27 protein-coding genes and 1 riboswitch are annotated in these 25,233 nt (G+C 63.1%); of the genes, 26 read left to right on the forward strand and 1 reads right to left on the reverse strand.

Features of this window, described 5'->3' with window-relative positions; translation table 11 throughout:
• The first annotated feature begins 158 nt into the window (after positions 1-158).
• The 4 genes from C6W55_RS09330 (at position 159) to prmC (ending at position 4,915) form a co-directional block, all read left to right on the forward strand.
• The gene (locus C6W55_RS09330) at positions 159-1,226 is read left to right on the forward strand and encodes a S8 family peptidase (RefSeq protein ID WP_213486213.1); all 1,068 of its coding nucleotides are present in this window, start codon (positions 159-161) and stop codon (positions 1,224-1,226) included.
• A 351-nt stretch (positions 1,227-1,577) separates the two neighbouring features.
• Positions 1,578-2,678 carry a redox-regulated ATPase YchF gene (ychF, locus tag C6W55_RS09335; protein ID WP_015256616.1) on the forward strand — a complete coding sequence of 367 codons (1,101 nt, stop codon included), beginning with the start codon at positions 1,578-1,580 and terminating at the stop codon, positions 2,676-2,678.
• A 163-nt stretch (positions 2,679-2,841) separates the two neighbouring features.
• Positions 2,842-3,921: a peptide chain release factor 1 gene (gene prfA, locus C6W55_RS09340; protein WP_041854679.1), complete on the forward strand. Its 1,080-nt coding sequence runs from the start codon at positions 2,842-2,844 to the stop codon at positions 3,919-3,921.
• 61 nt (positions 3,922-3,982) lie between these two features.
• Positions 3,983-4,915 carry a peptide chain release factor N(5)-glutamine methyltransferase gene (gene prmC, locus C6W55_RS09345; protein ID WP_286892448.1) on the forward strand — a complete coding sequence of 311 codons (933 nt, stop codon included), beginning with the start codon at positions 3,983-3,985 and terminating at the stop codon, positions 4,913-4,915.
• Positions 4,916-5,605: 690 nt separating this feature from the next.
• On the opposite strand, the gene C6W55_RS09350 is transcribed toward prmC, so the two are convergent.
• Positions 5,606-6,601 (reverse strand): transposase, encoded by a 996-nt coding sequence (locus C6W55_RS09350; RefSeq protein WP_286892449.1) that lies wholly within the window; start codon positions 6,599-6,601, stop codon positions 5,606-5,608.
• A 72-nt stretch (positions 6,602-6,673) separates the two neighbouring features.
• Between C6W55_RS09350 and spoIIR the strand changes: the two genes are divergently transcribed.
• The 22 genes from spoIIR to atpB all read left to right on the forward strand — a co-directional run bounded on the left by spoIIR (position 6,674) and on the right by atpB (position 25,174).
• Complete coding sequence (gene spoIIR / locus C6W55_RS09355; protein WP_286892450.1) at positions 6,674-7,387, forward strand: stage II sporulation protein R; 714 nt, start codon at positions 6,674-6,676, stop codon at positions 7,385-7,387.
• An 89-nt stretch (positions 7,388-7,476) separates the two neighbouring features.
• Positions 7,477-8,559 carry an L-threonylcarbamoyladenylate synthase gene (locus C6W55_RS09360; RefSeq protein WP_286892451.1) on the forward strand — a complete coding sequence of 361 codons (1,083 nt, stop codon included), beginning with the start codon at positions 7,477-7,479 and terminating at the stop codon, positions 8,557-8,559.
• Between the two features lie 73 nt (positions 8,560-8,632).
• Positions 8,633-9,193 (forward strand): manganese efflux pump MntP, encoded by a 561-nt coding sequence (locus C6W55_RS09365; protein WP_286892452.1) that lies wholly within the window; start codon positions 8,633-8,635, stop codon positions 9,191-9,193.
• A 46-nt stretch (positions 9,194-9,239) separates the two neighbouring features.
• A complete protein-coding gene (locus tag C6W55_RS09370; RefSeq protein ID WP_286892453.1) occupies positions 9,240-9,821 on the forward strand; it encodes a low molecular weight protein arginine phosphatase in 582 nt (193 codons plus the stop codon).
• Positions 9,822-9,862: 41 nt separating this feature from the next.
• A riboswitch (ZMP/ZTP riboswitch) is annotated at positions 9,863-9,945 on the forward strand.
• Positions 9,946-10,039: 94 nt separating this feature from the next.
• On the forward strand, positions 10,040-10,489 hold the full coding sequence (rpiB, locus tag C6W55_RS09375) for a ribose 5-phosphate isomerase B (protein WP_213485562.1): 450 nt from the start codon (positions 10,040-10,042) through the stop codon (positions 10,487-10,489).
• Positions 10,490-10,507: 18 nt separating this feature from the next.
• On the forward strand, positions 10,508-11,086 hold the full coding sequence (locus C6W55_RS09380) for a TIGR01440 family protein (RefSeq protein ID WP_286892454.1): 579 nt from the start codon (positions 10,508-10,510) through the stop codon (positions 11,084-11,086).
• A 62-nt stretch (positions 11,087-11,148) separates the two neighbouring features.
• Positions 11,149-12,396, forward strand: coding sequence for a serine hydroxymethyltransferase (locus tag C6W55_RS09385; protein ID WP_286892455.1), 1,248 nt, complete (start codon positions 11,149-11,151; stop codon positions 12,394-12,396).
• A 250-nt stretch (positions 12,397-12,646) separates the two neighbouring features.
• Positions 12,647-14,305 (forward strand): GspE/PulE family protein, encoded by a 1,659-nt coding sequence (locus C6W55_RS09390; RefSeq protein ID WP_015256605.1) that lies wholly within the window; start codon positions 12,647-12,649, stop codon positions 14,303-14,305.
• A 28-nt stretch (positions 14,306-14,333) separates the two neighbouring features.
• Positions 14,334-15,557, forward strand: a complete 1,224-nt coding sequence (locus C6W55_RS09395) for a type II secretion system F family protein (RefSeq protein WP_015256604.1) — start codon at positions 14,334-14,336, stop codon at positions 15,555-15,557.
• 41 nt (positions 15,558-15,598) lie between these two features.
• Entirely contained in the window at positions 15,599-16,024 is a 426-nt protein-coding gene (locus C6W55_RS09400; RefSeq protein ID WP_015256603.1) for a prepilin-type N-terminal cleavage/methylation domain-containing protein, read from the forward strand.
• A complete protein-coding gene (locus C6W55_RS09405; protein WP_015256602.1) occupies positions 16,021-16,788 on the forward strand; it encodes a prepilin peptidase in 768 nt (255 codons plus the stop codon). Before C6W55_RS09400 ends, C6W55_RS09405 begins: the two co-directional genes overlap by 4 nt.
• Positions 16,789-16,810: 22 nt before the next feature.
• Positions 16,811-17,779, forward strand: coding sequence for a type IV pilus biogenesis protein PilM (pilM, locus tag C6W55_RS09410; RefSeq protein ID WP_015256601.1), 969 nt, complete (start codon positions 16,811-16,813; stop codon positions 17,777-17,779).
• Positions 17,776-18,351, forward strand: a complete 576-nt coding sequence (locus C6W55_RS09415; RefSeq protein WP_015256600.1) for a PilN domain-containing protein — start codon at positions 17,776-17,778, stop codon at positions 18,349-18,351. Before pilM ends, C6W55_RS09415 begins: the two co-directional genes overlap by 4 nt.
• A complete protein-coding gene (pilO, locus tag C6W55_RS09420; protein WP_015256599.1) occupies positions 18,348-19,085 on the forward strand; it encodes a type 4a pilus biogenesis protein PilO in 738 nt (245 codons plus the stop codon). The genes C6W55_RS09415 and pilO overlap by 4 nt, the downstream gene beginning before the upstream one ends.
• Complete coding sequence (locus C6W55_RS09425) at positions 19,082-19,486, forward strand: type IV pilus modification PilV family protein (protein WP_015256598.1); 405 nt, start codon at positions 19,082-19,084, stop codon at positions 19,484-19,486. The genes pilO and C6W55_RS09425 overlap by 4 nt, the downstream gene beginning before the upstream one ends.
• Positions 19,483-20,052, forward strand: coding sequence for a PulJ/GspJ family protein (locus C6W55_RS09430; protein WP_015256597.1), 570 nt, complete (start codon positions 19,483-19,485; stop codon positions 20,050-20,052). Before C6W55_RS09425 ends, C6W55_RS09430 begins: the two co-directional genes overlap by 4 nt.
• A 47-nt stretch (positions 20,053-20,099) precedes the next feature.
• Positions 20,100-21,569 carry a hypothetical protein gene (locus tag C6W55_RS09435; RefSeq protein WP_286892456.1) on the forward strand — a complete coding sequence of 490 codons (1,470 nt, stop codon included), beginning with the start codon at positions 20,100-20,102 and terminating at the stop codon, positions 21,567-21,569.
• A gap of 120 nt (positions 21,570-21,689) precedes the next feature.
• On the forward strand, positions 21,690-22,319 hold the full coding sequence (upp, locus tag C6W55_RS09440; RefSeq protein WP_015256595.1) for a uracil phosphoribosyltransferase: 630 nt from the start codon (positions 21,690-21,692) through the stop codon (positions 22,317-22,319).
• A gap of 19 nt (positions 22,320-22,338) precedes the next feature.
• Positions 22,339-23,520 (forward strand): non-hydrolyzing UDP-N-acetylglucosamine 2-epimerase, encoded by a 1,182-nt coding sequence (wecB, locus tag C6W55_RS09445; RefSeq protein ID WP_286892457.1) that lies wholly within the window; start codon positions 22,339-22,341, stop codon positions 23,518-23,520.
• A 288-nt stretch (positions 23,521-23,808) separates the two neighbouring features.
• The gene (locus C6W55_RS09450; RefSeq protein WP_015256593.1) at positions 23,809-24,030 is read left to right on the forward strand and encodes a DUF997 family protein; all 222 of its coding nucleotides are present in this window, start codon (positions 23,809-23,811) and stop codon (positions 24,028-24,030) included.
• Positions 24,023-24,400: an ATP synthase subunit I gene (locus C6W55_RS09455; protein WP_015256592.1), complete on the forward strand. Its 378-nt coding sequence runs from the start codon at positions 24,023-24,025 to the stop codon at positions 24,398-24,400. The genes C6W55_RS09450 and C6W55_RS09455 overlap by 8 nt, the downstream gene beginning before the upstream one ends.
• A gap of 9 nt (positions 24,401-24,409) precedes the next feature.
• Positions 24,410-25,174: a F0F1 ATP synthase subunit A gene (gene atpB, locus C6W55_RS09460; protein WP_286892458.1), complete on the forward strand. Its 765-nt coding sequence runs from the start codon at positions 24,410-24,412 to the stop codon at positions 25,172-25,174.
• Positions 25,175-25,233: the final 59 nt, after the last annotated feature.

Below are 25,233 nucleotides of genomic sequence, written 5' to 3' on the forward strand. Positions count from 1 at the left end.
GAAGCCTGCGCCATCGTCATCTCCAGTGCGGATGACGGTTCGCGCGGGCTTTTTTATCTGGATTTTCGAATGAGAATTTTTTAATAATGGAGGAAAAATAATACTAACCATAGAATTGTTTCCTTCCACAATAATCTGGACGGAGAGATCGTCTCTTTATGGCAACATTTATTCTAAAGTTTCGTCAAAAATCGACCGATTCGATTATTAAAAGTATACAATTCTTTGGCGGAGAAATCGAATACGTATCTCCAGTCCTGCCTATCATTGCATTTCAATCTGACCAACAAACAGTGAGAAGGATTCGGGAACATGTTGCATATGATTATTTATTTAAAGCACCTGACCATGGGTCATTGCTTGAGCACGGATCCTTGACTTCGCATTATACGCCGCTGAATATAGTCCCAAAAGTAGATGCCTCCAGGCTTCGATCAGCCGGACTTACCGGTTGGGGTGTTGTTGTTGCCATATTAGATTCAGGAATCTCTGAAGAGTGGGTCAGAGAGCGTCATGATTTTACCGGATTCGGCAGTCAGCCTGTAATCGATCATGGGAATAAAGTAGCTAATATAATTAAGCGGTTTGCCAGAGGCAGCAGGTTAATCAGCTGCAAAGTTGGGCAAAATTATCATGATCTGAAACTGACGGATGTTCTGAAGGCGATTGACTTTGCAATAAGCCAGCAAGTGCATGTTGTCAACATGTCTTTGGGGTTTGAAATCGAGAACTGCAGAAGGGGACATGGATGCCCCTTATGTGATGTTGTAAATTACTATACGCATCATAATGGGGTACTCTTTGTAGCAGCCGGTGGCAATGATGGAGAAGAAGGCTCCATAAGGTGTCCTGGACGCTCGTTTGAAGTTATTACGGTTGGTTCCATCAAACAACAGTCTTTGGCGGTTGCCGATTATAGCAGCAAGGGACTACCCGGCTTTAACAAGCCGAATATTTTGACTTCAGGATCTATATACTTTGATGGGAAGTACGATGAGGGAACATCGTACTCGGCACCCTTAATAGCAGGTGTATCCGCGGCACTAATGACAGGGGCTCAAATGTCTGTTGCAAAAGTCAAGCAGCTTCTTTATACTAGTGCGGAACGCATTGAGCGTGTACCGGAACATCACCAGGGATTCGGAGTATTTAGTATTGAGAAGCTAATGGAGGTACTTGAAAATGAAAAGAGTATTGCTGCGAGTGAGGGACAAGAACCAAGTTAGTTTATTGTCTGACTATGGTTCTGTCACTTACGTATCCCCGGTGATCAATTTGGTGGGAATGACGATCGAGGACGATAAACTTTACATGCTTCAGTCCGACCAGAATGTATTGCAAGTTGACATTGTGGAGGATGGAAGCTTTTTGGCGCAAGTATGAAGGAAGTTTCCATGCATAGATTACTTTCAACGCTGGTCAGAACCGCCAGCGTGTTTTTATTATTGCTGAAGTGTTGGGGTGTTTTGATGATGAACTGAAATAGCACGTGAGAGATGACCTGACTTTAAATACCTAAAGCCCTCATGTATAATGGCGAGAGATGATAACGGCCAGGGACAAGGAGTTGCAAGAGCATGGGGCTTAAAGCGGGTATCGTCGGTCTTCCCAACGTCGGGAAATCGACGCTGTTCAACGCCATTACGCAAGCGGGCGCGGAGTCCGCGAACTATCCGTTCTGCACGATCGACCCGAACGTCGGCGTCGTCGAAGTGCCGGACGAGCGGCTCGACAAACTGACCGAACTGGTGAAACCGCAGCGGAAAGTGCCGACCGCCTTCGAATTCGTCGACATCGCCGGCCTCGTCGCCGGCGCGAGCAAGGGCGAAGGGCTCGGCAACAAATTTCTGGCGCACATCCGCGAAGTGGATGCGATCGTGCACGTCGTCCGCTGCTTCCAGGATGAAAATATTACCCACGTCTCCGGCAAGGTCGATCCGCTGAGCGACATTGCGACGATCAACCTGGAGCTGATTCTCGCCGACCTCGAGACGGTGGAGCGGCGCCTCGAGCGCGCCCGGAAGAACACGAAGAGCGGGGAGAAAAAATATATCCAGGAAGTCCAGGTGCTGGAGCGGATCCGCGAGGCGCTCTACAATGACCAGCCGGCGCGCAGCGTGGAGCTGGACGACGACGAAAAGCTGCTCGTCCGCGACCTGCACCTCATCACGAGCAAACCGGTGCTGTACGCGGCGAACGTCAGCGAGTCCGAAGCGGCAAACGCGGACGGCAATCCGCTCGTCCAGGCTGTCCGGGCCTACGCCGAATCGGAAGGCGCCGAAGTCGTGCCGATCAGCGCGAAAGTGGAGGCCGAGATCGCCGAGCTCGACGGCGAAGACAAGGCGCTGTTCCTGGAGGAGCTCGGCATCAAGGAATCCGGACTGGACCGGTTGATCAAGGCGGCCTACAAACTGCTCGGCCTGCAGACGTACTTTACGGCCGGCGAGCAGGAAGTCCGCGCCTGGACGATCCGCAAGGGCACGAAGGCGCCGCAGGCGGCCGGCGTCATCCACTCCGACTTCGAACGCGGCTTCATCCGCGCCGAGGTCGTCTCGTACGAGGACTTCGTGGCGGCCGGCTCGATGAACGCGGTGCGCGAGCGCGGCCAGCTGCGCCTCGAAGGCAAGGACTACGTCGTGCAGGACGGCGACATCATGCACTTCCGCTTCAATGTCTAGGGACGCGCGAACCGGTCATGCGACGAAAGGGCCTTGCGCCCTTTTTTCGTTGAAAGATGGTTGATTCTGCCGCCGCTCTTCGGCGCGGGATGCCGGCACGCAGGGGGCGCGTTTGTGGTATAATGAAAAGTACGGAACTTGGAAGCAGGGGTGTTCATCGATGTTGCTGGACCGTTTGCAGGCGCTGGCGGACCGCTACGAGAAGCTGAGCGAGCTGCTGTGCGATCCCGCGGTCGCGGCCGATCCGAAGCGGCTGCGCGAATATTCGAAGGAACAATCGGATCTGGAAGAAGCCTATCAGGCTTATATCGAATACAAGAAAGTCGTCGCGCAGCTGGATGACGCGAAGGCGATGCTCGGCGAAAAGCTGGACGACGAAATGCGGGACATGGTCAAGCAAGAGATCGAGGAACTGACCGCGCGGCGGGAGGAGCTGGAGAAGCGCATCCGCGTCCTGCTGCTGCCGAAAGACCCGAACGACGACAAGAACGTCATCGTCGAGATCCGCGGCGCGGCCGGCGGCGACGAAGCGGCGCTGTTCGCGGCAGACCTGTACCGGATGTACACCCGTTATGCCGAAAGCCAGGGATGGCGGGTCGAACTGCTGGACGCGAACGTGAGCGACCTCGGCGGCTTCAAGGAAGTCATCTTCATGATCTCCGGCAAAGGCGCTTACAGCAAGCTGAAATACGAGAGCGGCGCGCATCGCGTGCAGCGCATCCCGGTGACCGAGTCGGGCGGACGCATCCATACGTCGACGTCGACGGTGGCGGTGCTTCCGGAAGTCGAAGAGGTCGAAGTCGAAATTCTGGACAAAGACATCCGCGTCGACACCTTCTGTTCCAGCGGCGCCGGCGGCCAGTCCGTCAACACGACGAAATCGGCCGTGCGCGTGACGCACATCCCGACCGGCATCGTCGCGACGTGCCAGGACGGCAAGTCGCAGAACGACAACAAACAGAAGGCTTTGCAGGTGCTGCGCGCGCGCATCTACGAGATGCGGCGGCAGGAGGAAGAGGCGAAGCTTGCGGGCGAGCGGCGGAGCAAGGTCGGCACCGGCGACCGGAGCGAGCGGATCCGGACCTACAACTTCCCGCAGAGCCGCGTCACCGATCACCGGATCGGGCTGACGCTGCATAAGCTCGACGCCGTCATGAACGGCGAGATCGACGAGATCATCGACGCGCTGACGCTGGCGGAGCAGGCCGAGCTGCTCGAGCAGGAGAACGCGGCGATCGTCTGATCTTGAGGCGGCATGGCGTCAAAGACGACAAGAACGGAACGAACGGAAAGGAGGCTGCCGGATGGCGGACAAACGGAGGGAAGCCGCCCGTTTCGAGCCGGCCGAGGGCCTCACGATCGGAGAAGCCTGCCTGCAGGCTTCTTCTTTCTTGGCGGAGAGCGGCGTGTCCGAGCCGCGCGAGAACGCCGAGCGGCTGCTCATGCACGCGCTCGGCCTTGACCGCGCCGCGCTGCTGCGCGATTGGCGCGAGCCGATGCCGGCCGGCCGGCTGGCGGAGTGGGCGGCGATGGTGGGCCGCAAAGCCGCGGGCGAGCCGGTGCAGTACATTACCGGCGAGCAGTGGTTTTACGGCTTGCCGTTCGCCGTATCTCCGGCCGTGCTGATTCCCCGGCCGGAGACCGAGCTGCTCGTCGAAGCCGTGCTGGAGACGGCCGACCGGCTGTGGCCGGACGCCGGCGGCGGCGCGCGTCTTCGCGCCGCCGACATCGGCACCGGCAGCGGCGCCATCGCCGTCGCGCTGGCGGTGCAGCGCCCGCACTGGCGACTCTGCGCGACCGATCTGTCGCCGGACGCGCTCGCCGTCGCGAAGGCGAACGCGGACCGGCACGGCGTGTCGGACCGCATCGCCTTCATCCGCGGCGACCTGCTCGAGCCGTTCGCTGCGGAAGGCGGGGACGACCGTGTACTCGATATCGTGGTGTCCAATCCGCCCTACATCCCGTCGTCCGATCTGCCCGGCCTGCAGCGCGAAGTGCGCGACTACGAGCCGCGGCTCGCCCTGGACGGCGGCGCCGACGGGCTCGATCCGTACCGCCGCATGACGGCCCAGCTGCGGACGCTGCCGTCCGCGCCGCGCATCGTCGCCTTCGAAGTCGGCCTCGGACAGGCCCGCGACGTCGCCGGCCTGCTGGATGCAACCGGTCTCTGGCCCGACATCCGCATCGTCCGCGACTACGCGGGCATCGAGCGCCACGTCATCGCCTCGGCGCCATAAGCTCTTTTCCCTGCCTGTGGCCGCCATATGTCTGTTCCGCCCGCTTTTGCGATATCCCCTTCGCTCAGGCGGGCCGTTTTTCTGATACATGTACATGACATCGGACACCGATCCTTTTGCCCCCTTTGCGCGGTATCCCCTTCGCTCAGGAGGGGATTTTCGTTTGGCCGGAACCATCAACAGCAGGGCGGCGGTCCGCCGTTGAACGAAGGTTCCAGCGTCCATTCGGATCTGGGAATTGAGGCTGCACGACCCATCCGGGGATGGGATATTTTTTCTGCCTGAGTGAAGGGGATACCCAAAAAGTGGGCCAAGAGGATACCAGCGTCCGCGTCAACTTGCCGTTGAACGAGAGTACTCCAGGCGTGAACGTGAACGACGCGCCTGGATGGCGCTGCTGTCCGTTCGGAGCCGGCATTTGATGCTGCATGGGCAGACACCAATCCGGCGGCGCCGTTTTTTTTTTTTTTTTTTTTTTGACCTGAGCGAAGGGGATACCGAAAAAGCGGGCCCAAAAGTACCTCTCCACCCTGGCACAAACGCTCAAGCGCAAGCGCACACCCAGCCGAGTCACGACGTTATCCGCCAGCCACCCGCGAACGATATGCCAACCATGCGCGAATCATTCATGAACCATCCATGAACCATTCATGAACCATCCACGAACCATCCGCGGATTGCGGCTGCGGATCAGGCGCTGGATTTGCCCGGCATCCGTTCGGCTGCCAGCTCACGCATTTTGCGGATCATCCTGTGCACATCGCGGTACGAAGTCCAGTCAGGCTGCGGCGGAACAGGCCGCCCGACGATGGCGCGCCGGTCGGGAGCGCCGCCGGAGCCTGTCACCCGCATCAAAGCTGTCAGCACGTTCGTGCCGGAACGAGCCGTATTGTAACGGTAGACGCCTTCCTGCAAATAGTAATGCAGATGCTTGGCGCCGACCGTGTGGTGGAACATGCGAATATCGTCCTCGATCGACCATCCGACTTTCTTGATGGCCAGCCCGCCCGTCCGCCCCCAATCATCGACGGTCAGATCGACCGAAGCGGACTTGTCGACGTGTTGTCCGATGAAGCGAAGCGCGCCTTCGGGAGTGATTTTTCCTGGATAGGTGTCACCGCCCCAGTCGATCGCGATCCGGACACGTTCCGGTTCGCCAGCCCCGTTCATGGACGCGCCGATGATGTAGGGGTGCTCCGTCGGATGCAGACCGTCCGGCGACGGAATCAGGCGGCGGTTGGCTTTGCCGAGATCCAGACGGACGAGGCCGGTCAGCAGGTCGCCTTCGACAGCGCCGGCCATGGCGTTGCGAAGTTTGTGCAGCATGAGCCAGGCTGTCTTGTAGGTTACGCCGATTCTCCGGCTCAGGTAAACAGCGCTGACACAGTTGTACGCAATGAGGGAGGCGGCGGTGAACCACTTGGACAACGGGGTGCGGCTCCGCTCCATCACCGTGCCGGAAATGACGGAACATTGCTTGCGGCAGACGGCGCACTCGTAGAGCGGCAGCCTGCGGGTGCGGATGACGCTGTATGCGGTTGATTGGCAGCGCGGACAACGGTATCCTTCCGGCCAGCGAATGCGGAACAGCATGTCGGCGCATTGCGCTTCCGACAAATGGAGGAAGGATGGAGCGAAGCGGAAATCTGTCAGTACGCGGGTTTGAAAGAATGATAGAGCGGGCATACTTGGGGATACAGTCGTTCCGGAACGCAAGCCTGGGCGCCGACGGGTGCCGTCAGAGGAGCTTGTGTGAACATGGTGATCCGCAATTATCCGTCCGTATTTCCTTATCGTCCGGTTTATGGCTATGTCGTGCTACTGGTGATGCTGCTGGCGATGTCCTGGGAGAATGCGCAGAACAACGCTGCGATTGTGGAAGGCGCCATTCCGGAGGAATCCATCCGGATCCGGATTCTGGCGAACTCGGATTCCGCTGCGGATCAGGCGGTCAAGCGCCATGTCCGGAACGCCATAGCAGACGAATTGAGCATGTTAACGGCCGGGGCGGATTCAATCGGGGAAGCGCGGGAAGCGATCGCCGGCGCCCTGCCCGAACTGGAGACGCTGGTGAAGCGGGAGCTGGAAATGCGGGGATTCGGCTATCCGGCCACCGTGAAGCTGGGCCCCGTTCCGTTCCCGGCGAAGATTTACGGCAACCGGGTGTACCCCGCGGGGCAATACGAAGCGCTGCTCATCACCCTCGGGGAAGGGAAAGGCGAGAACTGGTGGTGCGTGCTGTTCCCTCCGCTTTGTTTTGCCGATGCGGTGGGCGCCGGCAAGGCGGACAAAGGCGAAGCCGTCAAGAAAGACGCGGCCGAAAGCGGCGGGACGGAAGTGTCGGCGCATGCGGCGCATGATACGCAAGACGGCCCCGCCAAGGCCAAGGCTTCACAGGATGTGGAAGTGAAGTTTGCCGTATGGGAACTGCTGCAGCGGATCCTGGACTTCTTCAAGCGGCTGTTCGGCTGAACGGTTGCCGAGCCTCGGGCGTCTGGTGGTATAATGATTGGCAATGACGAACCGGGCTTGAGGGCCGGACAAGAAAGAGGAAGCAACAGGTGAACAAGGAGACGAAGGTATGGCCCGCTGACGAGCCCGCGATCGCGGAAGCGGCACGGACGCTGCGCGAGGGCGGGATCGTGGCGTTTCCGACGGAGACGGTGTACGGTCTGGGCGCGGATGCGCGCAATCCGCAGGCGGTGCGGCGGGTGTTCGAGGCGAAAGGGCGGCCGTCGGACAACCCGCTCATCGTTCATATCGCCGATCGGGGGCAGCTGGAGGAGCTTGTGCTGCCGTACGGCGAGATTCCGGCCCGGCTGATGGAGGCGTTCTGGCCGGGGCCGCTCACGATCGTGCTGCCGGTCAGGCCGGGCGCGGCGGCGCCGCAGGTGACCGCGGGGCTCGATACGGTCGCGGTGCGGATGCCGGCGCATCCGGTCGCGCTCCGGCTGATCGCCGCCGCCGGCTGTCCGGTCGCGGCGCCGAGCGCCAACCGTTCGGGCAGGCCGAGCCCGACGCTGGCGGCCCACGTCCTGGAAGATCTGGCCGGCCGGATCGACGGGGTCGTCGACGGAGGGCAGGCCGAGGTCGGCCTGGAATCGACGGTCGTCATGGTCGAGGACGATCGCATCCGCGTGCTGCGGCCGGGCGGCGTGACGCGCGAAGCACTCGCGGAAGCGGCGGGCTGCGACGTTGTCGCCGAGGGAGCTGCGAGCGGCGAAGGCGAAGAGTGCGGCGATCAGCCCGGAGGAGAGAGCAACCGGGATGCGGCGCCGCGTTCGCCCGGCATGAAGTACGCGCACTACGCGCCCCGCGGCGAGATGACGCTCGTCATCGGCGACGGCGAAGCGGTGCGCGCCTGGATCGGCCGCGAAGCGGCCGCGGCCCGCGCGGCCGGCTGCCGCACCGGCGTGCTCACGTTCGAGGAGCACGCCGGCTACTACGACGCCGACGCGGTCGTCGTCTGCGGCAGCCTGGCGCGGCCCGAGCAGGCGGCACAGCGCCTGTATGCCGCGCTGCGCGAGTTCGATGCGCGCGGCATCGGCCGGATCTGGGCCGAGGGATGCCCGCCGGAAGGGATCGGGCTCGCGCTGATGAACCGGCTCGCCAAGGCGGCCGGCGGGCGGATCGTCCGGGTGTAACGCCGGACGGACATGAATCCGGACTTGTCCGCATAGGTATACGGGGAGACCCTGTGCGGAAGGAGTCGGATTCATGTCGGTGGACGCTGCGCAGACCGGTCAGCTGCTCACGCTGCTGACCATCGCGTTCGCGCTCGGGCTGGATGCCTTCTCGCTTGGCATCGGCATCGGGCTCAAAGGCATCCGGAAGCTGGATATTCTGAAACTGGGCGCCGTCGTGGCGGCGTTCCACATGCTGATGCCGCTCCTCGGCCTGGCGGCGGGGCAGGCGGTCAGCGGGCTGCTCGGCAGCGTGGCGACGAAGGCCGGCGGGCTGCTGCTTCTCTTGCTCGGCGGCCACATGGTGTACAGCTCGCTGCGCCGCGAGCATACGGTGCAGTTCGATCACCGCTCGCCGCTCGGCATGCTGCTGCTGGCGCTCGGGGTCAGCATCGATTCGTTCTCGGTCGGCGTATCGCTCGGCATGTTCGCGGCGGATCTCGTCATGACGGTGCTGCTGTTCGGTTTTTTCGGCGGCGCGATGTCGATCACGGGGCTGCTTCTCGGACGGAAGGTCGGAATCGGGCTCGGCGAATACGGCGAGACGTGCGGCGGAGCGATTTTGTTCGCGTTCGGGGTCATGTTTTTACTATAATAAACTACCGGGGGCGGTTAGTCGTACAATGAAGGAGGGATGCGGCGTGGTCCATGTCCTGTTCGTCTGCACCGGCAATACGTGCCGCAGCCCGATGGCCGAAGCACTATTCAAGGCCAAGGCGAAGGAACGCGGCGTGCCGGTTGAAGTCCGTTCGGCCGGCGTGGCGGCGGCAGACGGCATCCCGATGTCCGCGCATGCATCGGAAGTGCTTCGCGAGCGGCAGGTGCCGCATGAAGGCAAATCCTGCGCCGTCTCGGCCGAGGCGGTCAAATGGGCGGATCTCATCCTGACGATGACGACCGGCCACAAACGGATGCTGTTGGAACGGTACCCGGAGGCGCTCGAGAAGACGCATACGCTGAAGGAATATGTGGAGGACCGGCCGGAGGTGCTGGCGGAGATCAAGGAGCTTGAGCGGCTGTACATGGAATGGCATCTCCGTCAGGCCATCGGCGAGAAGCTGAGCGACGAGGAACGGGCGCGGCTGCTGGAGCTGGAAGGCAAGGTTCCGGATTTCGATATCGCCGATCCGTTCGGCGGGCCGATCGAGCTGTACCGCCAGGTCGCGGACGAGCTGGACGCCGCGTTGGACAAGCTGGTCAAGAAGCTCGCGGAAGCCGATTGATTTTTCACGAAACTTCCGCTATGATGGACTTGACAAAATCACGGGTCCGATGTGACTGGCGACGTTAAGTGGGGAACCACGGTGGAGCATCGGACGATATCGGCCGGTCGCCTGGGCAAAGAGCATTCGCGCTGAATGGCGCGTCATGCTCTTTTTTGTCTTTTTCACAGAAGCTGAAGGCATAATAAGTTCATCCATGCTAGGGGAGGCGGACTGCAATGAAGATTGCAATTGGCGCGGATCATGCGGGCTTCAGGCTGAAGGACGAGATCGTGCCGCTGCTCAAGGAGCTCGGCCACGAAGTCGAAGATTTCGGCTGCGACTGCAGCCAGTCGGTCGACTATCCGGACTACGCGATTCCGGTCTGCGAGCGGGTCGTGAAGGGCGAAGCCGACCGCGGCATCCTGATCTGCGGGACGGGCATCGGCATGTCGATCGCCGCGAACAAGGTGCCCGGCATCCGCTGCGCGCTCGTGCACGATCTGTTCTCGGCGAAGGCGACGCGGGAGCACAACGACTCGAATGTGCTGGCGATGGGCGAGCGGGTGATCGGTCCCGGTCTCGCGCAGGAGATCGTGCGCGTCTGGCTCGAGACGCCGTTCTCGCAGGGCGAGCGGCACGTGAACCGCGTGAACAAAGTGATGGCGATCGAGCGCCGGCAGGCGTGAGGCGGGAGGTCGGACGCCATGGATGAAGCGCGTCTTCAATCGATTGCGGAGGACACGGAGCGCTGCATCCGCGAACTGGCGGCCGCCGGCGGGCTGAAAGCCGGCCAGCTGCTCGTCATCGGGACGAGCACGAGCGAAGTGATCGGCCGCCGGATCGGTTCGTCCGGCTCGGGCGAAGTGGCGCGGGCGATATTCGCAGGCGTCGAGGCGGTGCGGCGCGACATCGGATTCCATCCGCTGTTTCAGTGCTGCGAGCATTTGAACCGGGCGCTGGTGACGACCCGCGAAGCGGCGGAGCGGTACGGCCTCACGGAAGTGTCGGCCGTGCCGATTCCGGGCGCGGGCGGAGCGATGGCGGCCTTCGCCTACCGGAACCTGCCGGACGCCTGCCTGGTCGAGTCCGTGCAGGCGCACGCCGGCATCGACATCGGCGACACGCTGATCGGGATGCATCTTCGTCCGGTGGCGGTGCCGGTCCGGCCGTCCGTGCGGACGATCGGCGAGGCGCATGTGACGATGGCTTATACGCGGCCGAAGCTGATCGGCGGCGCGCGGGCGGTTTATGTCCTCGAACCGGACGATCAGGCGGAACGGTAAGCGGGAACGCAACGTATCGGGGAAGTCTTTTTATTGAAAATATAGCCGGGAGGCGGACACGAATGGAATATTTGCGCAAGCAGGATCCGGAGCTCGTCAAGGCGCTCGGGCTGGAGCTGCAGCGGCAGCGGGACAACCTTGAGCTGATCGCTTCGGAGAACATCGTCAGCCGCGCGGTGCTCGAAGCGATGGGCACGGTGCTGACGAACAAATACGCGGAAGGCTACCCGGGCAAGCGGTATTACGGCGGCTGCGAATACGTCGATATCGCGGAAGAGATTGCCCGCAATCGCGCGAAGGAGCTGTTCGGCGCGGAACACGCCAACGTGCAGCCGCACTCCGGCGCGCAGGCGAACATGGCCGTCTACCTGGCGGTGCTCAAGCCGGGCGACACGGTGCTCGGCATGAATCTGGCGCACGGCGGCCATCTGACGCACGGCAGCCCGGTGAACGCGTCCGGCCTGCTGTACAACTTCGTCGCTTACGGCGTCAGCGAAGACACGCACACGATCGACTATGAAGAAGTGCGCAAGGCGGCGTTCAAGCATCGCCCGCGGCTGATCGTGGCGGGCGCCAGCGCCTATCCGCGCATCATCGATTTCGAGAAGCTCGGCGAAATCGCGCGCGAAGTCGGCGCGCTGCTCATGGTCGACATGGCGCACATCGCCGGCCTCGTCGCGGCGGGCCTGCATCCGAGCCCGGTGCCGCACGCGCATTTCGTGACGACGACGACGCACAAGACGCTGCGCGGCCCGCGCGGCGGCATGATCCTGTGCCGCAAATCTTGGGCGCAGGCGATCGACAAGGCCGTTTTCCCCGGCACCCAGGGCGGCCCGCTCATGCACATCATCGCGGCGAAGGCGGTCGCGCTCGGCGAAGCGCTGCAGCCGTCGTTCAAGACGTACGCGGAGAACGTCGTGAAGAACGCGAAGACGCTCGCGGAGGCGCTGCAGGCGGAAGGGCTGAGCCTCGTGTCCGGCGGCACGGACAACCATCTGATGCTCGTCGATACGCGCAACCTGAACATCACCGGCAAAGACGCGGAGCATGTGCTCGATTCCGTGAAAATCACGGTGAACAAGAACGCGATCCCGTTCGATCCGACGAGCCCGTTCATCACGAGCGGCATCCGGATCGGCACGCCTGCGGTGACGTCCCGCGGCATGGGCGAGGAAGCGATGAAGACGATCGCGGGCGTGATCGCGATGACGCTGAAGAACCCGAAGGACGAGGCGGTGCTGGACAAGGCGCGCGGCATCGTGAAGGAGCTCACGGAACAGTATCCGCTGTACCCGGATCTCGAATATTGAGCGCTTGGATCGGAAGCGAAGGACGACCGGTCGGGAAAGTTTCCCGGCCGGTTTTTTTTATGCTCGCAAGGCGCGGGCGGTTTGGCAGAGCGCATCTGATACAATAGTCCCAAAAACCGCCCAGACCGCGATGAAAATGGTTGACGAAATTGCATGGAAGTGGTAAATTAGTTTCTTGAAATAGGTTAATAGATCTAGTATATAGATTCATAGATGGGACTAATGGCAGGGGTGGTGATCGGGTCTGCGGGTGCGGTTGGGCGAATTGCTGATTCAGGCCGGACTGATCACCGAGGAACAGCTGCAGGAGGCCCTTCGCGAAGGCAAGGAGCGCAACATGCGGCTCGGCGACGTGCTGATCGCCATGGGCTACATCACCGAGCAGCAGCGGATCGAGGTTCTGGAATTCCAGCTCGGCATTCCGCACGTCCAGCTCTACCGGGAGAACATCGACCCGCGCGCGATCCAGATGGTTCCCCGGATGCTCGCGGAGACGCACAAGGTGCTCCCCTACCGGATCGAAGGCAACAAGCTGATCGTCGCGATGTCCGACCCGCTGGACTATTACGCGATCGAAGAACTGCGCATGGCGACGGGGATGTGGATCGAGCCCGCCATCGTCTCCAGCGAAGAGCTGGATCACGCGATCCGGCGGTACTACGGCCTCCAGGAATCGGTCGACCAGGTGATGCAGGATCTGGCGGTGCGGGAGGCCGGGACCCGGGACGAGGAACCGGAGGAGGAAGAGGATTCCCCGGTCGCGCGGACCGTCAACCAGATCATCCAGCAGGCCGTGCTGATCGGCGCGAGCGACATCCACTTCGACCCGCAGGCGGACGCGCTGCTCATCCGGTACCGGGTGGACGGCGTGATGCGCACGGAGCGGACGCTGCCGCCGAACATGCAGGGCGTCATCGCGGCCCGCATCAAGGTCATGTCCGGGCTGAACGTGGCGGAGCGCCGCCTGCCGCAGGACGGCCGGGTGGAAATGAACATCGCGGGCCGCAAGATCGACATCCGCATTTCCACGCTGCCCACCATCCACGGCGAGAAAATCGTCATGCGGATCCTCGACCTGTCGCAGTCTCTGATGGAACTGGAGCAGCTCGGATTTTCGCCGCACAACCTCGAACTGTTCCGGAAAGGCATCGCCAGCTCTTACGGCATCGTGTTCATCACGGGACCGACGGGCAGCGGCAAGACGACGACGCTCTACTCGGCGCTCGCCCGGCTGAACCGGGAAGACGTCAACATCATGACGATCGAGGACCCCGTCGAATACCGGATGCGGGGGATCAACCAGATCCAGGTCAATCCGCGGACCGAGCTCACGTTCGCCCGCGGGCTGCGGGCGATCCTGCGCCAGGACCCGAACATCGTCATGGTCGGCGAAATCCGCGACGTCGAGACGGCCGAGATCGCGGTGCGCGCGGCGATGACCGGGCATCTCGTGCTCAGCACGCTGCACAGCAACAGCTCGGTGAACGCGATCACCCGCCTGATCGACATGGGCGTGGAGCCGTTCCTCGTCGCTTCCGCGCTCCGGTGCGTCGTCGCCCAGCGGCTCGTGCGCAAGGTGTGCCGCTACTGCGCGGCGGAGCGGGCGCCGTCCGGGCGGGAGGCGGAATTGCTCGCGGCGGCGGGCATCCGGGCCGACAAGCTGCTCATCGGCGCCGGCTGCGCGGAGTGCCTGCGCACCGGCTACCGGGGCAGGCTCGCGATCCACGAAGTGCTGTTCTGCGACGACGGCCTGCGCAATCTGATCCTGCGGAAGCGGGCGGACAACGAATACCGGGACCATGCGTCCCGGCACGGCGGCCTCATCCCGATTCTGCATGACGGCCTGGCGAAAGCGGCGGCCGGACTGACGACGGTAAGCGAAGTGCTGCGGGTCGTCGACGAAGGATAGCGCGGGCCCGCGGGAGGGAGCTCCGGACATGGCGAAATATCGATACCTTGCCGTCGACGCGTCCGGACGTTCGAAGCGCGGTTCCGTCGAGGCGCCGGACAAGCGGTCGGCGGCGGAGAAACTGCGCGGCGACGGGCTCTGGATCATCCGGCTGTCCGAACCGGCGCCCGGCTTCCTTAACCGTTCGATCCCGCTGACGGGCGGGCCGAAGGTGAAGCTGGAGGAGTTCGTCGTCTGCTGCCATCAGCTCGCCACGCTGTACCGCGCCGGCATCAGCCTCGTCGACGCGCTGCAGATCATGGTCTGGCAGACGTCGGGCAAAGATTTCCGCAACGTGCTGCGGCAGATGGTCCGCGACATGCAGATGGGGCTGCAGCTGTCGGAGGCCGCGGCGAAGCATCCGGCCGTCTTTTCGGATGTCTATGTCAGCATGGTGCGGGCGGGCGAGGCGAGCGGCAAGCTGGACGAGATTCTGGTGCGGCTCGCCGCCCAGTACGAGAAGGACCACAACACGCGGACGAAAATGCGCTCGGCGATGATGTACCCGGCGTTCCTGGCCGTCCTGACGGCCGTCGTGTCGGTGGCGCTGGTCACGTTCATCCTGCCCCGATTCGTCGCCTCGTTCCGGGACTCGGGCGCCGAGCTCCCGGGGTTGACCCGGATGCTGCTCGGGCTGAGCGACGCGCTGAAGCACACCTGGTTCCTGCTGCCGCTGCCGGCGATATTGGCGGCGCTGCTGTACAAGCTGGTCCGCGGCCGGCCGAAGGGGCGCTACGCGATCGATTACGCCCTGCTGCGCATCCCGGTGCTGGGGCCGCTCCGGATCAACCAGATCCTTGCCCGCTTCAGCCGCACGTTCGGCACGCTGCACATCGCCGCGGTTCCGATCTTGAACATTCTGTCGATCACCGCGAGCGTGGTCGGCAACGAGGCGATCAGGCGGATCGTGCTGGACGCGCACGAACGGGTGCGGAAGGGCGAGCCGATCGCCGACGCGTTCCGCGAGTCGCCCCTGATCCCGCCGATGGTCGCGCACATGATCGCGATCGGGGAGAAGTCCGGCGCGCTCGACACCGTGCTGGACCGGATCGCCGAGTATTGCGAATCGGTCACCGACCGGACGAGCGACCGTCTGAAATCCCTGTTGGAGCCGCTCATGATTCTGGGGATGGCCGGCATCGTCGGCATCATTGTCATGGCGATGTTCCTTCCGGTCTTCCGGATGATGGACATCACCCGGAACATGGGCTGAGCCCATAGATTATTCCATCTCTATGAATGGAGGAAGTTGGAATGGAAGTGTTGAGCAGGAAACTTCTGCGGTTGCCGCGGAACCAAAAGGGTCTGACGCTTATCGAACTGCTCGCGGTGCTCATCATCCTCGGCATCATTCTGGCGATCGCCGTGCCTTCTGTAACGGGTGTCATCAATCGTTCGAAATTGCAGGCGGATATCGGCAGCCTGAACCTGATCAAGGATGCCGGGCTTCGCTACGCACTTGCCAATGACTTGACCGCGTCAAGCACAACGGTAACCGTGCAACAATTGGTTGCGGACGGTTTTCTCAACGCGGTTCCGCAATCACAGTCGAAAAAGGTCGCGCAATTCGGGTCTGTGGTCATCACGCTCAGCGGCAACACCTACACCGTAAAGGTTTATGTTGAAGATACCGGTACGCCTAACACTGAGATTACGGAGGCTACCTTTAGCTCAACATGACCATCGAACTTTCACTTACCGTATTAACGGCGGCGTTCCTGGGGCTGCTCATCGGCAGCTTCCTGAACGTCGCCGCCATTCGCATTCCGGGGGGCGAGTCGATCGTCGCGCCGCCCTCGCACTGCATGCATTGCGGACACCGGCTGGGCCCGCTCGATCTCGTCCCGGTCGCCAGCTACCTCCTGCTTCGCGGGAGGTGCCGCTATTGCAAGGGCCGTATCTCGCCGGCCTATGCGATCGGGGAGCTGACCGCGGCGGCGGCGTTCGCCGTCACCGCGTGGCGGGTTGGACCGGACGCGGAGCTCGCCGCCGGGCTTCTGCTCGCGTCGGTCCTGATCGCGTCCGCGCACAGCGATCTGCGGACGATGCTGATCCCGGACAAGATCGTCTTCTTCGGCCTCGCGGCCGGGCTTGTTGCGCGGATCTTCTCGCATCCGCTTCCCTGGTGGGACTATCTGCTGGGCGCCTTGCTGGGCGGCGGGCTGATGCTGGCGCTCGCATTCGTCAGCAAGGGCGGCATGGGCGGCGGCGACATCAAGCTCTGGACGTTCGCCGGCCTGATGCTCGGCGTCAAGCTGACGCTGCCGGCCGTGTTCGCGGCCAGCCTGCTCGGCAGCCTGTACGGCGTCTGGCTGATGATGGCCGGCAAATTCCGCCGCAGGATGGAGGTGCCGTTCGGGCCCTTCATCGCCGCCGGCGCGCTCCTGGCCTACTGGTTCGGCGAACAATGGATCGACGGATATCTGAAGCTGTTCACATCCTAGGAATCACGGGCAGGTGCGGCAGATGTGGAACAAGCGCTTCGCCCTGGGGCTGGAGATCACCGATTTTGCCGCGAAGGCGGCGGAAATCACGGTGCGCTCGAAGTCCCGGGCGGCGATCAACCGGCACGCGGCAGAGCGGCTGCCGGACGACAGCATCCGGGAAGGCCGGATCCTGCAGAAGGAAGCGGTGGCCGAAACGCTGCGCAGCCTCATGCGGCGGCTTCAGCCCCGCACGCGCAAGGTGCACATCGCCCTGCCCGGCTCTTCGGTCATGATCCGCTTCCTGAAGCTGCCCGACCTGCCGGATAAGAAATTGCGCAAGGTGATCGAGTTCGAGCTGGAGCACCGCATTCCGCTTCCGTTCGACTCGCCGCAATTTGATTTCGTGAAGCTGGGCTCCCCCGCTCCGGCGGGCGGGGATGCGCTGCGCGACGTCATGCTGGTCGCCGCGCCGCTGGAGACGATCCGCGAGTACGCGGAGGTCGTTGCCCTGGCCGGACTCGCCGTGAAGAGCATCGAGATCCGGCCCCTGTCGCTGCTGCGGCTCATCGAGCGGACGGGACAGGCGGAACCCGGCAAAACGGTGTTGCTCGCGGATGTGGGCGACCGGATGTCCGATCTCGGGATGATCCACAACGGCGAGCTCCGGGTGGCGCGCAGCATCCCGATCGCGTTTCCCGATCCGGAGAGCGGCGATTCCGCCGCCCTGCGGCGCGCCTGCGGCGAGCTGGTCCAGGAGATCGAGCGGCTCCTGATCTTCTTCCGCTACAATCTCCGGTTCCGGGACCGCAGCATCGACCGGATTCTGCTGTCGGGAGAAGTTCCGTATCTCGAGCGGATCATGCTGGAGCTTGCCGGTTCCACGAATCTCAATGCCGAGATCAGCCTGGTCAGCGGCGAGGCGTTCCGGATGCGCACGATCGAGGCGGAGCAGGCGTTCCTGTCGCTGGCCGTGCCGATCGGGCTCGCGCTCAGGGGGATCGGGCCATGAGACCGATCAACCTCCTGCCGCGCGTGCCGCTGTCCCGCCGGCTGCTGAAGCCGGTGATCGCCGCGATCATCATGGTGACGGCGGTTGTCGCCGTCGGCATTTTCCTGTTGTATGACCAGTACCGGGACACCAACCGGATGTACGAGGCGGAGATCGCCCGCCTGGAAACGCAAATGCTGGAGCTGCTCGCATCGGAGCGGCCGCCGCGCTACGCGGACGTGACGGCGTACCGCGAGCTGGTGGAGCGGTTGGAGCGCTCCGGCCGCGATTGGGGGCCGATGTTCGAGCTGGCCGGCGGCCTGCTGCCCCGCGGCTCGTCCATCGCGTCCGTCGCGGCCGACGAGAATGGCAAGGTGACGCTGTCGGTAAGGATGTCGGACTTGGCCGGGATCGCGGCCTATTCCGCGGCGCTGCGGGAGGCCGAGCCGGTCGCGGACGCGGCGGTCGTCAGCATCCGGCTTGAATCGTCCCTGACGGCGGACGGCGCCGCCGTGCGGGCGGTCCCGGTGTATTCGGCCCTCATCGAGCTCCAACTGGCCAATCCGACCGGAACGGAGGGGGCGGGGTCATGACGGGGCGCGACCGCGACAATGGGTTGTCCGTCAAGGCCGCCGTCCGGCACGCGCACATGCCGAAACCCGTGACCGTCATGCTGCTCGCGGCGGCGGCGGCGCTGGTGCTGCTCGGCATGCTGGCCGGCTTCCTCCTGTACCCGGCCTTGAAGGAGCAGCGGGAGCTCGAGCGGCGCTACGCGGAGAAATCTTCGGCGTTGACGGCCGAAATGCAGCGGAAGGCCGCCGAGGTTGTCGATATGGACGAGCTGGCGGCGCTGCTCCGCCGGGTGCCGACACGCCCCGAGCGGGAGGCGTTCATCCTCGCCCTGCGGGAGATCGGCCGGGAGAGCGGCGTGGAGATCATCAGCCTCTCCACCGGCTCCGGAGCCGAAGTCCCGAGTGCCGAGCTTCCGGGCATCATCGGCGAACTGGCGGAGGGCATCGGCGTGACGCAGCAACCGCAGTCGTCCTCTTCCGGGCGTCAAGGCGGCAACGGGGCCTATGAGGAAATCCGCTACGAGCTGGAGATTGCGGGCACGTGGAAACAGGCGGCGGATTTCGTACGCAGGATTGGCGAGCTGGAGCGGCTGGTGACGATTCCGGCGTGGCGCGTCGCGGCGCAGTCGGCCGACGCGTCGTGGGACTCACGGCCGATGGCGGTGACGATCACGCTGGCGCTGTACGCGGGAACCGGTTACGAAGGCAAGTTTTCCGGCGCGGAGGCCGGAATTCAAGGCGGTGATGGCGAGTGAAGGATCAGAGAGGCGCTTCGCTGGTGGAAGTGTTGGGGGCGTCCGTGATTCTGGGGATCGTCGTCGCCGCCTTTCTGGCGTTGTCGCAGCACATGGCGCTGGCCGACCGGACGGCGGATCTGGAGACGCGGGCGCTCCGGCTGGCGGAGGAGAAGCTCAGCTACGCCAGCGATCAACTTCGGAACAACAACGGCTTGCCCGCGAACCAACAGGAGGCGGACGGCTTCTCGGTCGTCTACCAGATCGCGGCGCTGGGAAGCGGGACCGATCCGGTCGCCTACAACGATCAGTCGTTCGGGCCGAAGCATCTGTCGCTGCAGACGATCGTGACGGTATCGGAGAACGGCAAGCCGACGCCCGCGCTGCTGACGGTCACCGTGTCCTGGGGGGATGCGCCGTGACGCGCGATGAACGGGGCACGACCTTGACGGAGCTGCTGGCGGCCATGACGATCACGATGATCGTGCTGGCCGTGGCGTTCTCGGTTTACTACGCGATCCACAACGCGACGACGGGCGGCATGGAGCGCTACATGGACAAGTCCGCGATGAACGGGGCGATGAACCGGCTGGCCGCCGAGCTGGCGGACGCGACGACGGTCTACGTGTCCGCGGCCGGCGACGAGATTCGCATGACCAACGGCAGCGGCGCCCGCGCGATCGTGTTCGACGCGGAGGGCGGGACGCTGACGCTGTACGCGTTCAGCGAGGGCGAATCGCCCGCGGGCAAGCTGGCGAACGTGACCGACGCCGCGATCAGACTGGCGACTCGCCCGGAACTGTACGCGAGACCGCGCGAGCTGCCGGCCGTCGTGGAGGACATCCGGCTGTACAACGCGCAGGGAGTGCCCGTCGCGGGCGCGTCCGTCGGCGGCGGGGCGGTGGTCCGGCTGGCGGTGACCTTCGTGACGAGCGACGGACCCCGCGCGGTCGAGACGGCGGTGAAGCTGTTCCATGCCTCGGCGTGACGCGGGCGGCGGATGTTTTTTCAGCGGAAGGGAAAGGAGGCGGACCGATGACGGGGGGATGGATCTCGCGGGTGAAAAATGAACGGGGCGCTGCGGCTTTCACCTACGTGTTCATGCTCGTGCTCCTGCTGGCCGTCGTCGTGCCGCTCATCCTGACACTGCTTGCGAACTCGGCGCTGGACGTTCTGACCTCCCGCAACGAGAGACTGGCGGAACGTCTCGCGCTGGGCGGGATGGAATCGGTGTTCGCGTATCTCAGGGATTATGCCGAAGACAGCGGCGTCGACCGGGGCGCGTATCTGGAAGACTATCCCGGATTCGTCGAATGGTCGTATGAGACGCCGGAGAACGTGCCGGTCCGCTACAAGGCGGAGATCTCGCCGGAAGCGCAGGGCCGGTACATCGTCACCGTGGAAGTCGAGGCGGGGGCGGGCGCGGCGAAGCGCAAGAAGACGGTCGAGTATCTGTTCGCGCCGACGATGGGGACGGCGGACCCCCATGTGGTGACGGACGATTCCCAGCGGATGGTCGTGCCGGCCGGCAACGGGACGATGTACGTGGGCGGCAGCTACGACGAGCCCAGCATCCTCAACGTCGATCCGACCAATCTGGAACAACTGTCCGAAGCGATCGGCGCCGCCATCGCGTACTATCAGGACAACGCGTATGACGACTACGGCGGCTGGATCGATGCGTATCTTCCGATCGCCGCGCAGGCGGCCTGCACCGGCAACTGCGTGTCGGATCCGGTCTGGGAGAATTGGGCCGCGAACATGCCCGATCCGCCGGTGCTCCGGATTCCGTCCGACAATTATTGGGACGCGGTCGACGTCACGTTCGGCAGCCCGTCGAATCCGGTCGTGCTGATTCTGGAGAACAAGCCGACGTTCAACAACCTGACGATGACGGTGTACGGCACCGTGCTGTTCCCGCAGGGGGTGACCTCGAACGGCTTCAATCTGACCGTCTACGGCAACATCGCCTTCGGCGCGAGCATCTCGCCCACGACCGTGTTCAACGTGACGACGCACAAGCTGAACGGCGAGGGCGGGAATTTCTACGTGCTCGGGGAGTTCACGCCGACCAACGCCCCGAACCTGAACATCGCGGGAGACTTCTACGCGGACTACGTGCGGCTGTCCAACGCGTCCCGGATCAACATCGGCGGCAAAATGATCGTCGAAAGCGAGTTGCGGTTCCAGAACACCATGGTCGAATTCAACATTGGGCAGGACCTGCTCATCGGCTCCCTGTACACCTGCTGCACGAACCGGATTGACACGGGCGGCGACCTGCTGATCGAGGGTAGCATCACCCGGCAGAACCCGCTCGAGTTCCATTCGGGCGGCTACATCGGGGTCGGCGGCAACATCGCGGCGGCGCCCTGGCATCCGATCTACGTGGAGTCGGGAGGCGGCACCACGTCGCTCATCGTGCCGCAAGATCCGGAAGATGAAGACGAAGGCGGCGGAGGAGGCGGCAGTCCGGGAAGCTGGAATCCGGTGCGGGTCGGGTGAACGTTTTTTGGCCGCGGACGGAAGACGATGCCGTTTGCCCGGGAACATGATATAATGGACGGGATCAGCACCCGGACGGTCCAGCATGCGAGCCGCCGGGACGCCGGGAGGAGGCAGCCAATGGGCAAGGTAGTCGTGTGCGATCATCCATTGATCCAGCACAAGCTTACGATTATCCGGGACAAAAACACCATTACGAAAGATTTCCGCGATCTCGTCGGCGAGGTCGCGACACTGATGGCGTACGAGATTACGCGCGACTTGCCGCTGGCAAAGACGACGATTGAGACGCCGGTCGCGAAGATGGAATCCAGCGTGCTGTCCGGCCGGATGATCGGCCTCGTGCCGATCCTGCGCGCCGGGCTCGGCATGGTCGACGGCATTCTGAAACTGATCCCGTCCGCGAAGGTCGGCCATATCGGGCTGCAGCGGGACGAGGAGACGCTGCAGCCGGTGGAATACTATCTCAACCTGCCGACCGACGCGCAGGAGCGGCTGCTCATCGTCATCGACCCGATGCTCGCCACCGGCGGTTCGGCGATCGCGGCGCTGTCCGCGCTGAAGGCGCGGGGGTGCCGGCATCTGAAGCTGATGTGCCTGATCGCGGCGCCCGAAGGGGTGGAGGCGCTTCAGGCGGCGCATCCGGATGTTGACCTGTACGTCGCCGCCGTCGACGAGCGGCTCAATGAGCGCGGCTACATCGTGCCGGGGCTCGGCGACGCCGGCGACCGTCTGTTCGGCACGAAGTGATGGGAGCGTGAATGACAGCTTGGCACGACTGAAAGTGATGACAGTGTTCGGCACGCGGCCGGAAGCCGTGAAGATGGCGCCGCTCGTGCTCGAACTGCAGAAACATGAGGATGAGATCGAGACGATCGTGTGCGTCACCGCGCAGCATCGCGAGATGCTCGACCAGGTGCTTGATTTCTTCGAGATCAAGCCGGATTATGATCTGAATGTGATGAAGGACCGGCAGTCGCTGGCCGAGATCGCGGTGAACGTGATCAACGGGCTCGACCCGGTGCTGAAGGAAGCGCGGCCCGATCTTGTGCTCGTGCACGGCGACACGTCGACGACGTTCCTCGCCAGCTATGCGGCGTTCCTCAACCAGATTCAGGTCGGCCACGTCGAGGCGGGCTTGCGCACCTGGAACAAGATGTCGCCGTACCCCGAAGAGATGAACCGGCAGCTCGCCGGCGTGCTCGCGGACCTGCACTTTGCCCCGACGGAATGGTCGGCCGGCAATCTCCGGCGGGAGAACAAGCCGGAGTCGTCCATCTACATAACGGGCAACACGGTGACGGATGTGTTCCAGTACACGGTCGACCCGACCTTCAGCCACCCGGTGCTCGACTGGGCGAAGGGCCGTCGCCTGATCCTGATGACGGCGCACCGGCGCGAGGCGCTCGGCGAGCCGCACCGGAACATTTTCCGCGCGGTGAAGCGGATCGCGGACGAGTTCCCCGACGTGGCGATCGTCTACGCGGTGCACCTGAACCCGGCAGTGCGCGAGCCCGCGAACGAAATCCTCGGCGGCCACGAGCGCATCCGGCTCATCGACCCGCTCGACGTGTTCGAGTTCCACAACTTCTATCCGCACGCCTACATGATCCTGACCGATTCCGGCGGGCTGCAGGAAGAAGCGCCCTCGTTCGGCGTGCCGGTGCTGGTCCTGCGCGACACGACGGAGCGGCCGGAGGGCATCGAGGCGGGCGTGCTTGAGCTCGTCGGCACGAATGAGGAGCAGGTGTACGCCGCCGCGCGCAAGCTGCTCACCGACAGGGCGGCGTACGAGCGGATGGCGGGCGCGGTGAATCCGTATGGCGACGGCCGCGCGTCCGAACGGATCGCGCAGGCGATCCTGCATCATTTCGGCCGGCGGGACAGCCGCCCGGAACCGTTCGTTCCCGAGCGGACGCCGGAGCGGGCGCGGACCGGCCCGGCGGATTGATCCGGGAGGCGGCGCAGGCAGCGGCGCGGATGCCGCTGCGATCCGGCCGCCCGCAGGATCCGCCTGAGTCTGCTCACCGGACAGGGGGGTTCGACTGGATGATCCTCCACCTGCCGGGCAGGCCTGAAAACCGAACAGAACAACTGTAAGCTGTACGATTGCCAATGCTGGGGATGCTTGAGAAATCAATGATTTCCGTCACACGTTCACGAAATGTTCGATTCTGTCCGAATTGACAAAGCTTCTCGCTCGCGGCTAAAATATATTGGGATTAGCGGGGTACGGAGCATGAACAAGAAGAGCAAGGGCGACAATCCCTGGCGTGCTGCCGCACTTGTGGGCGCAATGGGCGTCAATGTCGCCGTGTGCATGACGGCCGGGTATTGGCTCGGCGCGCGGCTCGGCGGAACGCCCGGCTGGGTCGTTGCCGGCTTGTTGGGCGGACTTCTGGTCGGAATCCTTTCCTGTGTGGCGATGGTGAAGTTCGTACTGGGGGATTCAGATGGATGATATTTTAAAAAGAGCCGTCCGACTGTCGCTGTTCACCATGTCGGCCCTGCTGATGGCCTGGGCTTTGTACCCGGAAGGTCGAACCGTTGCCGCCGGACTGTTGCTTGGCATTTGCGGCAGTCTTGTGAATGCGTTTTTATTACGCAGACGGGTGGAAATGATCGCCCGTTCCGCTCTCGAGGGCGGAAAGCGGACAAGCCTCGGGCTGGCGGGCAGGCTGGCGGTGATTCTGCTGGCGGTCATGGCAAGCTACCGGTTCCCCGAATATTTCTCGCTTCCTGCAACATTGGCGGGTTGTTTTTACGTCCAGATCGCGGTATTTTTCTTTGCGGCTGTACAAAACAGGGATGTCAGGAATGGAAAGGGGTGAGAATTCGACATGCACGTATTTCCTGTCGTACAGGTCGGCGGCTTCAATCTTGACCTGTCGTCCATCCTGGCTATCGTTGTTTCCGGCGTGATCGTCTTCGTTCTGGCAAAACTGGCGACGCGAAATCTGTCGATCCGCAACCCCTCCAAGCTGCAGAACTTCCTGGAATGGGTCGTGGACTTCGTTCACAACACGATTGCCAGCACCATGCCGCTTTCGAAGGTGAAGCAGTTCATCGGACTCGGGATGACGCTCATCATGTTCATCTTCGTCTCCAACCTTCTCGGTCTTCCCTTCGGCATTGTCACGGAACACCACGAGGAATTCAAACTCTTCGGTTCCACGGTTGTCTCGCAGGAGTATATCGATGAGCACGGCGGCCATGCGCAGGTCGCCTGGTGGAAATCGCCGACGGCCGACATCATGGTCAACCTGGGCCTCGCGACCGTTGTGTTCTTCCTGATCCACTACCTGGGATTGAAGATGAACCGGAAACACTATCTGGCGCATTACTTCAAGCCGTTTCCGATTTTCTTCCCGCTCAACCTGATTGAGCAGGTGGCGCGGCCGGTAACGCTGGCTGTTCGTCTATATGCGAACATTTACGCGGGCGAACTGCTCATCGCGACGATTCTGTTGCTCGGAATACCCGGTATTCCGCTCCTCGCCGTATGGCAGGGCTTCAGTATATTTGTAGGCGCCGTGCAGGCGTTCCTGTTCACCATCCTGACGATGGTCTACATCTCTCAGGCCATTGTCCACGAGGAACATTGACCCCCTTTTCAAGTCCGGGGCCGGATCCGGGATTCAACCCGCCGGCCGGGCGGATGCAC

The organism is Thermobacillus sp. (genome assembly GCF_003390775.1).
Classification (GTDB): Bacteria; Bacillota; Bacilli; order Paenibacillales; family Paenibacillaceae; genus Thermobacillus; species Thermobacillus xylanilyticus.